Genomic DNA, 11,436 nt, shown 5'->3' on the forward strand with positions numbered 1-11,436 from the left:
CGCGGAAGCGGCGCGCATACGCCGCGCCGCCTCATGGCGTCACCCCGCCGCGCGCGCCTCGCGCCGCACCGCCTGCGGCGGCACGCCGAAACCGCGCATGAACGCCTCGCGCATATGGCGCCGGTCGCGAAAGCCGGTTTCGCGCGCGATCGTATCGAGCGGATGCGCGCTCTGCTCGATCATCAATCGCGCCGCTTCGAGCCGCAATCCCTCGATCGCGCGCGCGGGCGACTGCCCCGTTTCCGCCGTGAACACGCGGCTGAACTGACGCGGGCTCAGATGCACGGCCTCGGCCAACGCTTCCACGGTAAGCGGCGTGCCGAGATTGCGCCGCGCATAATCGAGCGCGTTCTGAATGCGATCCGTTTTGGGCGCGAGATCGAGCATTTCCGAATGCTGCGACTGCCCGCCCGAGCGGCGCTGATGCATCACCAGCTTGTGCGCGACCGAGCGCGCCACGTCCGCGCCCAGATCCTTTTCCACCATCGCGAGCGCGAGATCGAGTCCGGCGGTCATGCCCGCCGACGTCCACACCGCGCCATCGACGATATAAATGCGGTCCTCTTCCACGCGCACCGCCGGATGACGCGCCTGCATCTCGCGCGCGAACGCCCAGTGCGTGGTGGCCCGACGTCCGTCGAGCAAGCCCGCCTCGGCCAGCACGAAGCCGCCCGTGCAGATGCCCGCCACGCGACGCGCGCGCGTGCTCGCCCGGCGCAGATACGCGCGTTCCGCCTCCGACGCCGGCATGGCGACCGGATCGACCACGCCCGCCACCATCCACGTATCCATCTGCCGGCGCGGCGGCGCGGGCAGCGTGCGCACGCTCATGCCGAACGACGAGTGCACTTCGCCGCCCGCAATCGAATAGTTTTCTAACGTGTAGAACGTGTTGCCGGCCGCTTCGTTCGCGAATTCGAACACGGTCTGTGTGGCGATCGCCATGATCTGAAAACCGTCGCACAGCAGATAACCGATGCGATGCATGACACGCTCCTTGCCGTGCGGCCGTCGTTTTCGTGGATGTCCTGAATCACTACCCTATACGTCATTTCAGCCACGGTCAATCGGGACCAGAATGGCGGCAAGACATCGCGCCATGGAAGGTGTTCGACAGCGCGCTGGCTCCAACTTCATCCGACAAGGAAAGACGATCATGAAAACCACCGGCAACACGATCTTCATCACGGGCGGCACCTCGGGCATCGGACGCGGTCTCGCCGAAGCGTTCCATCGACTCGGCAACCAGGTCATCATCGCGGGTCGCCGCCAGGCGTTGCTCGACGAGGTGGCGCGCGCGAATCCGGGCATCGACACCGTGCAGCTCGACATCAACGACGCCGCGCAGATCCGCGCCGTGGCGCAGCAGGTGATCGCGCGCCATCCGTCGCTGAACGTGGTGATCAACAACGCGGGCATCATGCCGTTCGACGACGCGGGCGGCGCGCTCGACGACGCCCAGGCCGTGCGCATGATCGAGACCAATCTGCTCGGCCCGGTGCGCGTGAGCGCCGCCTTCATCGAGCATCTCAAGCAGCAGCGCGAGGCGACCATCATCAACAACAGCTCGGTGCTCGCCTACGTGCCGCTCGCGGCCACGGCGCTCTATTCGGCGACCAAGGCGGCGATTCATTCGTACACGCTCTCGCAGCGCTTCGTGCTGCGCGACACCAGCGTGCGCGTGCTCGAAATCGCGCCGCCGTGGGTGGACACCGACCTGATCCGCAAGAGCGGCGACCCGCGCGCGATGCCGCTCGACGCCTTCATCGCCGAAACGCTGGCCGCGCTGCCCGAGGCGCAAACCGAAGTGCTGGTGGAGTCCGCGAAGGCGTTCCGCGCCAACCCCGGCGTGAACGAACACGGCTTCATCGCGCAGTTCAATCAGGCCGTCGTGGACGAACCGCTGCCGGTTTAATAACGTTTCCCTTACCGCGCGCGCGTCGACGAAAATCACGTAAAAAACGACATCGATCAGCTCGCCGATCAGCGCGCGCGGCGCATCAATCCCACCGCCCACACCCCGCTTTCGCCCCCGCCTTACCGCATCTTTCGCCTTTGCCGCAACGCACCCCACGTTTCCCCCAGGGTGACACTTTCCGTACGACCGTACAAAAATAATCACGTCTGACATCCCTGTGGATGACGTTGCAAGCCCATCGGGTTTACGGAGAGGTAATCGGTGAACGAGCAGCTGCATCAACCTGCAATCCGACACAGTTTCGCGCCGCGCCGACACGATCGCGCCCGCTCAACTGGCCCCGCCCGCACGGCATCCCTTCCCGCTTCACCGCAACAATCCCCGTGATCGCGTCCGCGTGACGCATCGCCGGCGGCGCCCCCACGGGCATCAGCCGCCACGCGCATGGACGGCGTTCGCGCGCCGCGTCCGTGTGCCCTGACGTACCGCGAAGAAGTCGTTCGAATCCCGCTGTTTTGCCGCATCCAAAAATCCATTCAGACAATCAGGATTCCAAAATGTCTAAACGCAATACGCTACGCAAAAAACTGCTTGCGACCGGGGTCGCGGCCACGGGTCTGCTGGGCATGGCGGGCGCCGCGCAGGCGCAAAGCAGCGTGACGCTGTACGGTATCGTCGACGGTTCGATTCTGTACACGAGCCACACGCTCAACACGACGACGGGACAAAACGCGGGTCACCAGTTCTCCTTCACCGACAGCGGCATGACGGGTTCGAGCTTCGGCATGCGCGGCGCGGAAGACCTCGGCGGCGGCATGCGTGCGGTCTTCACGCTGGAAAGCGGCATCAGCGTGGCGAACGGCGGCTTCAACAACTCGAACGGCAACTTCTTCGGCCGCCAGGCGTGGGTCGGCCTCGACAGCCCCTACGGCGCGCTCAAGGCCGGTCTGCAGTTCTCGCCGTTCTTCCTCTCGCTCTACGACACCGACCCGCGCGGCATGTCGTATTTCGGCAGCGGCCTCGTAAGCTACGTGAACAACGTCTACGTCACGGGCCTCTTCAACAGCAATTCGCTCACCTATACCTCGCCGGAAATCTACGGGCTGCAAGCCGCGGGCATGCTCGCGCTCGGCGGCTCGGCGGCCGATTTCCAGGCCGGCCGCCAGTATTCGGCGAGCCTGCGCTACCACCTCGGCGGCCTCACGCTGACCGGCGCGCTCTACAGCGGCAACTCGGGCGGCAGCGCGGCGAGCACGCCGGTGCCGAGCACCGTCGAATTCGTGGGCCGCACGCTCGGCGCGAGCTATCGCTTCGAAAACAGCCTCACGGTGTACGCCTCGTATGCGCTCTACAAGGTCGCGGGCTCGTTCGACAACAGCGTCTATTCAGGCGGCCTCAGCTACTTCGTCACGCCCTACCTGAACGTGAACGCGGGCGTCTGGTACACGCGCGACGGCAACGAAGGCGCGAATCACTCGATTCTCGCTTCCAGCGGCGTGCAGTTCTTCCTCTCGAAGCGCACCACGCTCTACGGCCAGGTGGGCTACGTGAACAATCACGGCCGCATGGACACGGGCCTGTCGATCAACAATGCGCTTTACGAAGTGTCCGGTTCGACCGTGGGTGCGAGCATCGGCATCCGCCATATGTTCTGATCGCGGCGCGCTCCGCGAACGCATCGCGGAGCGCGCTTCGACCTCCCGCCCAGCACTCAGACTTTCATGCCGGGCAGATTCAGCGAAGCCGTGTTGCCGCCGTCGACGGGCAGCGCCTGGCCGGTGATATAGCTGGCGTCGTCGCTGGCGAGAAACGCAATCGCCGCGGCCACTTCGGCCGCGCGGCCCGGACGGCGCAGTTCGCAACGGTAGCCGAGCCGGTCGGTCTTGTTGAGCTCGCGCGCGCGGTCGAACACGGGCGCGGTCATGCCGGTCTCGATCAGGCCGGGGCAGACGGCGTTCACGCGGATCGCCCACGGCGCTAGATCGCAGGCGCTCGTCATCGTGAGGTTGATGACGGCGGCCTTCGAGGCGCTATAGGCATTGCCGCCCGCGCCCGAACGCACGCCGGCCACCGACGCCACATTGACGATCGCGCCTTGCCCGCGCTCGATCATCGTCTGCGAGACCCATTTGGTGAAATGCACGACGCCCATGAGATTCACGCCGAGGATCGTTTGCCAGACCGTCGTATCGGTCTCGGCGACGATCGAATAGTCGCCGCCCGCGATGCCCGCGATATTGCAGAGCGCGTCGATGTCGCCGAAGCGCGCGCGCACCTGCGCGACGCACGCGGCCACGTCGTCCTCGCGCGCGACGTCGAGCGCGCCGTGCCAGACGCGCGCCGCGTCGAACTGCGCGGCGGCCTCGGCGAGCGCCTCGCGGTTCCAGTCGACGAGCGCGACGCACGCGCCTTCGTCATACAGCCGTTGTGCCGTCGCGCGCCCGATTCCGCTGGCTGCGCCGGTCACGAGGGCCACCTTGTCCTTGAATCGCATCGTCGTTCACCTCTCGATGTGTGCGTTGCCGCTTTGTTCCGAATTGTCTGAATTGCAGAATCAATGTCTGCATTGCAGAATTTATAGAGATGAACCCTGAGCGTCAATCGGGCGAAACACGCTGCTTTTCGCGATGCCGCGCCGCAGTATTTATCTATTAGAGATAAGAATCCGGCGAATCTGCATGTGTTCACAACCGGTCTGGTAGTTTCCCCAGGCTGACTGCACTGCAGAATTCATTGCCAAATGAGCGATCACGAAGTGCTGGCGATCGACGCACACGGAGGTCACGGTGGATCTGTTTTTGCAGCAGGTGCTCAACGGTTTGACGCTCGGAGGCATCTACAGCCTCGTCGCGCTGGGCCTCACGCTCGTGTACGGCATCATGGCCGTGCCCAACTTCGCGCACGGCGCGTTCTACATGGTCGGCGCCTTCGCGGCGTTCTTCCTCACGACGCACTTCGGCCTCGGCTACTGGAGCGCGATGGTGGTCGCCGCGCTCTGCGTGGGCGTGCTCGCCGTGCTCGCGGAACGCCTCGTCTTTCATCCGCTGCGCAACGCGCCCGAACTCGCGCCGATGATCGCCGCCATCGGCCTAATGCTGTTTCTCGAAGCGGGCGCGCAGGCGCTCTGGGGCACCGACTTTCATCGCATGTCGCCGCCGTGGCCCGGCGTGCTCGAATGGGGCGGCGTGATCGCACCGATCCAGCGCCTCCTGATCATCGCGGGCGCATTCGGTCTCGTGCTCGCGCTGCAACTGTTCCTGCATCACACCGTGGCCGGCTCGACCATCCTTGCCGTGGCGCAGAACCGCGAAGGCGCGGCGCTCATGGGCATCGATCCGCGCAAGGTGGGCATGGCGACTTTCGCGCTCTCGGGCGTGCTGGCCGCCGTGGCCGCCGCGCTCTACGCGCCCATCAATCTGATCTATCCGGCGATGGGTCAGTTAGTGATCCTGAAAGCCTTCGTGATCATCATTCTCGGCGGCATGGGCAGCGTGCCCGGCGCCGTCGTCGGCGGTCTGATCATCGGTCTCGCCGAAAGCTTCAGCGCCTTCTACGTCTCGCCCGATTACCAGGACCTGATCGCATTCGTCCTGCTCGTGGCGATCCTGTCGCTGCGCCCGCAAGGGCTCTTTTCGAGGGAGATGCGCGCATCATGATGCCTACGCGCAATCTGGGCTGGCTCGCGCTGTTCGTGATCGGCCTCGCCCTGCCGTTTCTCGTGCGCTCCGACTATTCGCTCACGGTCATGTCGACGGCCTTCATCTTCGCGCTCGCGACGATCGGCCTCAATCTGCTCACCGGCTACACCGGCCAGTTCAATCTCGCGCACGGCGGCTTCATGGCCGTGGGCGCGTACACGGTCGGCATTCTCACCGTGGATTACCAGGTGCCGTTCTGGATCGCGTTCGCGCTCGCGGGCGTGGTGAGCGTCGTGCTGGGCTTTTTCGTGGGCCTCGTTTCGCTGCGCCTCAAAGGCAACTACTTCGCGATCTTCACGCTCTGCGTGGGCTACATCATCTTTCTCGCCATCGAGAAGTGGGACAGCCTCACGCACGGCGTGGTGGGCATCATCGGCATCGCGGCGCCGCCTTCGATCGGCTCGATCTCCTTCGAGAGTCCGCGCGCGCTCTATTACCTCACGTTCGCGTTTCTCGCCGCGGGCATGTGGATCATGCATCGCATCGTCAATTCACTCGTGGGCCATACCTTCGTGGCGATCCGCAACAGCGAGCATCTCGCACAGGCGCTCGGCATCGACCTGATGCGCAACAAGATGCTCGCATTCCTGATTTCGACGTTCTATGCGGGCATCGCGGGCGGCCTCTATGCGGGCTTCGTGCGCTTTCTCGGCCCCGATCTCGCCAACATCGGCCATACCTTCGACATGACGATGTACGTGGTGGTCGGCGGCATCGGCACGCTGGCTGGTCCGCTGCTCGGCGCGATTGCGCTGCCGTGGCTCACGCAGTCGCTGCAGTTCATGCAGGACTATCGCTTTCTCGTCTTCGGTCCCTTGCTGATCGTGCTGCTGATCTTCCTGCCGCGCGGTCTCGTCGGTCTTTATCAGAGCGTGCGCAGCCGCCTCGGCGCGCGCGATGTCGCGCCCGCGCAAACGCGCCGCGCTACGTCCAGCGGAGACGGCCATGCTTGAAATCGTGTCGCTCTCGAAACACTTCGGCGGTCTGACTGCGGTCAGCGACGTCAGCACGCGCATCGACGAAGCCCGCATCAACGCGATCATCGGTCCGAACGGCGCGGGCAAAACCACGTTCTTCAATCTGATCAGCGGCATGTACCGGCCCAGCACGGGCAGCATCAAGCTGCGCGGTCAGGACGTCACCGGGCTGCGCGCCGATCAGATGGCGCGGCTCGGCGTGGCGCGCACGTTTCAGGCGACGGCGCTGTTCGAAACGGCGTCGGTGCTCGAAAACCTGATCGTGGGCCACCGCTTGCGCACGCGTTCGAATCTCTGGGACGCCCTGCTGCGCACCGCGCGTTGCAAGCACGAGGAACGCCTGTGCCGCAACAAGGCGCGCGAGTCGCTCGACTTCGTGGGGCTCGCGCATCTGGAAGCGAAACCCGCGGGCGGCATCACGCAGGAAGAGCGCAAACGCGTGGCGATTGCGCTCGCGCTGGCCACCGACCCGACCGTGCTGCTGCTCGACGAACCGGCGGGCGGCGTGAATCCCGAGGAAACCGACGGGCTCGCCGCGCTGATCCGCAAGATCGCGCGACGCGGCATGACGGTGTGCCTCGTCGAACACAAGATGAGCATGATCATGAATCTCGCGGACAAGATCATGGTGCTCGACCACGGCGAAAAAATCGCCGAGGGCACACCCGACGAAATCCGCAAGAACCAGGCGGTGATCGACGCCTATCTCGGGAGCGACCATGCTGACGTTCAATGACGTGAGCCTCGACTACGGCAGCTTTCGCGCGCTGCATGGCATCAATCTGCGCGCTGACGAAGGCGAGCTCGTGGTGCTGCTGGGCGCGAACGGCGCGGGCAAGAGTTCGATCTTTCGCGCGGCCAGTGCGCTCACGCGCGCGAGCGCCGGGCGCATCCGGCTCAAGGACGTGGATCTCGTCGGCAAGCGTCCCGCCGAGGTGGTGCGCGCGGGCGTGATCCACTGCCCCGAGGGACGCAAGCTGTTTCCGGCGCTGTCGGTATTGAAGAACCTGATGCTCGGCGCGTATCCGCATCGGCGCGACCGCGCGGGCAATCGCACGCGGCTCGACGAGGTCTTCGGCCTCTTTCCCGATCTCGTCAAACGCAAGGACGATCCCGCCGGCGCGCTGAGCGGCGGACAGCAACAGATGGTCGCCATCGGCCGCGCGCTGATGAGCCGTCCGCGCGTGCTGCTGCTCGACGAACCGTCGCTCGGCCTCGCGCCGCTCGTCGTCAAGCAGACCTTCGAAGTGATCCAGCGCATCAATCGCGCGGGCACCACGGTGCTGCTCGCGGAGCAGAACGCGCACGCGGCGCTGAAGATCGCGCATCGCGCCTATGTCGTGGAGTCGGGCCGCATCGTGCTCGAAGGCAACTACGACAGTCTTGCGGGCAACGAAGCCGTGCGCCGCGCCTATGTGGGCGGATAAGGCCGCGCGCGGCGCTTGCCATTCGCTATTCCACGCATTCAACGATAGCCACTCCCTCAAGGACACGTACATGATCGTCAAGCAGCTGTGCCTCGCGCTTTCCGCCACCTTCGCCGCCTCGCTCATCGTCGCCTCGCCCGTGATGGCGCAGGAGAGCACCGTGCATATCGGCTTTTCAGGGCCGCTCAGCGGCGGCGCCGCCAAGTACGGCCAGAACGTGCTCGAAGGCATGCAGATGGCGGTAGCCGAAATCAATCAGGCCGGGCTCGTCGTGGGCGGCAAGAAAGTGAAGGTCGACGTGGTCGCGCTCGACGACCAGTACAACCCGAGCGAAACGGCCATCAACGCGCGCCGTCTTTCGCAGGAATACAGCGCGCCGGTCGTGCTGGTGCCGCACTCGGGCGGTTGTTACGCCGTCCAGACGATCAACGCGCAGCAGAATCTCCTGCTGCTCGCCTACACGAGCGTGCCGCAGCTCGCCGCGCGCGGCAATCCGCTGACGATCCGCATCCCGCCGGAATTCACCTCGTACACGCCCGCGTTCGTGAAGTACGAGATGAACAAGTACGGCAAGGAAGTGGCCATCGCGAGCACCGACACCGATTACGGCAAGGCATGGACGGCCGCGTTCAAGCCCGCCTGGGAAGCCGCAGGCGGCAAGGTCGTCGCCGACAATCCGCTCTCGTACAACCGCGCCACCGACTTCTATAGCGGCGTGAGCCGCGTGCTGGCCGCGAAGCCCAAGGTCATCTTCGTGGGCGGCCCGTCCGAACCCACGGGCCTGATCATTCGCCAGGCGCGCGAACTGGGCTTCAAGGGCGGCTTCGCGGTGATGGACCAGGCCAAGCTCGACGAAGTCGCGAAGATCGCGGGCGGCTACGGCGCGCTCGAAGGCTCGATTGGCGTGATGCCGATCGGCGACGATCCCTCGCCCGACGCCAAGTCCTTCGTCGCGCGCTTCACGAAGACGCATGCGGGCCGTCTGCCGACGCAGGAAGCGTCGCTGAACTACACCGCCGTGTGGGCGACCGCGCAAGCGATGAAGATCGCGGGCACGACGACCGACGCCGCCGCGATCCGCAAGGCCTACGATCAGGCGCTGAAAGCGCTCTCGCCGCAGAACAATCCGCATGGCCTCACCGGCGTCGATGCGCGCGGCGGCATCACGATGGGCCGCGCCGTGGTGGCCGTGGTCGAGAACGGCAACATCAAGGCGCTGCCCGACTCGGTCGCTTCGGCGAAGTGATCGCATTGAACGGCATCGCCTTGAACTGAATCGACCGGCATGAAGCAACGGCGCCGTCGCGCAAGCGCGGCGCCGGTTTTTTTTTCTCGCGAGGATTCCATGACGCACACCAGAACGCCCGAGGTATTCGTCGAAGGACTGTGTTTTGCCGAAGCGCCGCGCTGGCACGCGGGCAAGCTGTGGTTTTCCGATTTCTTTCGCCACGAAGTGCTGTGCGCCGACGCGAGCGGCCGGCTCGAATCGGTGGCACATGTGCCGCATTCGCCAAGCGGACTCGGCTGGCTGCCGGATGGCACGATGCTAGCCGTATCGATGCACGATTGCACCGTGCTGGCGATAGAAAACGGCAACGAAAACGGCAACGAAAGCGGCGCGACGCGCGTCTACGCCAATCTCTCGAAGTACGTGCCGGGCCCGTGCAACGACATGCTCGTCGATCCGGCCGGGCGCGCCTATGTGGGCAATTTCGGCTTCAATCTCTATGCAGACGAACCGGAGCGCGCCACCGATCTGCTCTGCGTGCTACCCGACGGCAGCGTGCGCGTGGCCGCGCGCGAATTGCGATTTCCGAACGGCATGGCGCTCACGCCCGATGGCCGCACGCTGATCGTCGCGGAAACGTTCGGGCAGCGCATCAGCGCATTCGATGTCGATGTGGAAGGCAACGGCGCGCTGTCACGCCGCCGCGTGTTCGCGGACCTTGCCGGCAGCTATCCCGATGGTCTCTGCCTCGATGCCGAAGGCGCGGTGTGGGTGGCGGACGCACGCGGCAATCGCGTGCTGCGCGTGAAAGAAGGCGCGGGCGTCGTCGACAGCATCGCGATGGGCGACGAGCAAGGCTACGCGTGCATGCTAGGCGGCGAGGACGGCCACACGCTGTTTCTGTGCGCCGCGCCGGGCATCGGCGCGGAGAACGGCGCGCGACGCGCGGGCCGCATCCTCGCCGTGCGCGTGGACGTGCCGCACGCCGGTTTGCCCTGAGTGCGGCTTACGTAAAACCTCGAATGCTCAATGCACGGACGCCCCGAACGTATCGCGCAACTCTCGCTTGAGCACCTTGCCGATCGCGCTACGCGGCAGCGCCTCGACCACGACCACTTCGGCAAGCCGCTGCATCTTGCCGAGGCGCTCATTGGCCCAGGCGGCGATGGCGTCCGATGTCGCGCCGTCGCCACTACCTTCACGCAGCGTAACGAACGCCACAGGCGTCTCGCCCCAACGCTGCGAACTCACGCCGACCACGGCCGCTTCCGTCACCGCCGGATGGCCGAGCAGCACCTGCTCCAGATCGCTCGGATAGATATTGAATCCGCCCGAAATAATCATGTCCTTCTTGCGGTCCATGAGCACGAGAAAACCGTCCTCGTCGAAGCGGCCGATATCGCCGGTGCGAATGAAACGCTGCCCGTCGCGGTCGTGCCATTCGGCTTCGGCGGTCTTCTCCGGCTGACGATAGTAGCCAGTCATCATGGTCGGCGAGCGCCCCACGATTTCGCCGATGCTGCCCGGCGGCAACTCCTCGCCCGCCGCGTCGATCAAACGCATTTCATGCCCCGGCATGGGCTTGCCGACCGTATGCAGCTTGGCGGGAAACTCGTCCGCGCAGAGCTCGCACGACGCGCCGCCTTCCGTCATGCCGTAGAACTCGGTGAGACCGCCGGGCCAGCGCCGCACCACGTCGGCTTTGAGCGCGGCATTGAACGGCGCACTCGTGCAGGACTTGGAAATAAAACTCGACAGATCGTAGCGATCGAATTCCGGTTCCGCGAGCAGACGCTGATATTGAACCGGCACCAGCATCGTGTGCGTCGCGCGATGCTGCTGGGCAAGTTCGAGGTAACGCTTCGTCTCGAACTTCGGCATCAGCACGACGGTGCCGCCCAGCGCGAAGGTCGGAAAGAAACTCACGAGCGTGGTATTCGAATAGAGCGGCGTGGAAATCAGCGTGACGGCTTCGGGACCATAACCGCGCGAGACGCTGCGCAGCGCGTAAGCGAAGCGCATGGCGTGCGACTGCACGATGCCCTTGGGCATGCCCGTCGTGCCCGACGAATAGATGATGTTGAATGCCCAGTGCGGCTCGATGCGCACGTCGGGCGGCACGTGGCCACGCGGGGCGAGCCACGCGTCGAGGCCCGTGAAGGCCTCGCTCGCGCCGCCCTGCGCGTCG

General features: G+C 65.3%; 11 protein-coding genes. 8 read left to right on the forward strand and 3 right to left on the reverse strand.

All coding sequences use genetic code 11. The features are described 5' to 3' along the window. Positions 1–39 precede the first annotated feature (39 nt). Positions 40–987, reverse strand: coding sequence for a GlxA family transcriptional regulator (locus G3N97_RS31580; RefSeq protein ID WP_205996866.1), 948 nt, complete (start codon positions 985–987; stop codon positions 40–42). Between the two features lie 169 nt (positions 988–1,156). Here G3N97_RS31580 and G3N97_RS31585 point away from each other — a divergent pair, with 169 nt between their 5' ends. Both G3N97_RS31585 and G3N97_RS31590 read left to right on the forward strand, forming a co-directional pair. After that, entirely contained in the window at positions 1,157–1,915 is a 759-nt protein-coding gene (locus tag G3N97_RS31585; protein ID WP_205996867.1) for an SDR family NAD(P)-dependent oxidoreductase, read from the forward strand. A gap of 560 nt (positions 1,916–2,475) precedes the next feature. Further along, the gene (locus G3N97_RS31590) at positions 2,476–3,573 is read left to right on the forward strand and encodes a porin (protein ID WP_205996868.1); all 1,098 of its coding nucleotides are present in this window, start codon (positions 2,476–2,478) and stop codon (positions 3,571–3,573) included. Positions 3,574–3,629: 56 nt separating this feature from the next. Here G3N97_RS31590 and G3N97_RS31595 read toward each other — a convergent pair whose 3' ends face one another. Continuing rightward, positions 3,630–4,412, reverse strand: a complete 783-nt coding sequence (locus G3N97_RS31595; RefSeq protein ID WP_205996869.1) for a glucose 1-dehydrogenase — start codon at positions 4,410–4,412, stop codon at positions 3,630–3,632. A 292-nt stretch (positions 4,413–4,704) separates the two neighbouring features. Here G3N97_RS31595 and G3N97_RS31600 point away from each other — a divergent pair, with 292 nt between their 5' ends. The 6 genes from G3N97_RS31600 (at position 4,705) to G3N97_RS31625 (ending at position 10,247) form a co-directional block, all read left to right on the forward strand. Next, positions 4,705–5,574, forward strand: a complete 870-nt coding sequence (locus G3N97_RS31600) for a branched-chain amino acid ABC transporter permease (RefSeq protein ID WP_065064046.1) — start codon at positions 4,705–4,707, stop codon at positions 5,572–5,574. Beyond that, the gene (locus G3N97_RS31605; protein ID WP_205996870.1) at positions 5,571–6,569 is read left to right on the forward strand and encodes a branched-chain amino acid ABC transporter permease; all 999 of its coding nucleotides are present in this window, start codon (positions 5,571–5,573) and stop codon (positions 6,567–6,569) included. The genes G3N97_RS31600 and G3N97_RS31605 overlap by 4 nt, the downstream gene beginning before the upstream one ends. Beyond that, positions 6,562–7,329 (forward strand): ABC transporter ATP-binding protein, encoded by a 768-nt coding sequence (locus G3N97_RS31610; RefSeq protein ID WP_205996871.1) that lies wholly within the window; start codon positions 6,562–6,564, stop codon positions 7,327–7,329. Before G3N97_RS31605 ends, G3N97_RS31610 begins: the two co-directional genes overlap by 8 nt. Further along, positions 7,313–8,020, forward strand: a complete 708-nt coding sequence (locus tag G3N97_RS31615; RefSeq protein WP_205996872.1) for an ABC transporter ATP-binding protein — start codon at positions 7,313–7,315, stop codon at positions 8,018–8,020. Before G3N97_RS31610 ends, G3N97_RS31615 begins: the two co-directional genes overlap by 17 nt. Positions 8,021–8,090: 70 nt before the next feature. Then, positions 8,091–9,266 carry an ABC transporter substrate-binding protein gene (locus G3N97_RS31620; protein ID WP_205996873.1) on the forward strand — a complete coding sequence of 392 codons (1,176 nt, stop codon included), beginning with the start codon at positions 8,091–8,093 and terminating at the stop codon, positions 9,264–9,266. 99 nt (positions 9,267–9,365) lie between these two features. Further along, positions 9,366–10,247 (forward strand): SMP-30/gluconolactonase/LRE family protein, encoded by an 882-nt coding sequence (locus tag G3N97_RS31625; protein ID WP_205996874.1) that lies wholly within the window; start codon positions 9,366–9,368, stop codon positions 10,245–10,247. Between the two features lie 27 nt (positions 10,248–10,274). Here the strand turns inward: G3N97_RS31625 and G3N97_RS31630 are convergent. Further along, a partial coding sequence (locus G3N97_RS31630) for a fatty acid--CoA ligase family protein (protein WP_205996875.1) occupies positions 10,275–11,436 on the reverse strand: 1,162 nt, incomplete at its 5' end.

Origin of the sequence: Paraburkholderia sp. Ac-20347 (assembly GCF_017104805.1) — a bacterium.
Lineage (GTDB): Bacteria > Pseudomonadota > Gammaproteobacteria > Burkholderiales > Burkholderiaceae > Paraburkholderia > Paraburkholderia tropica.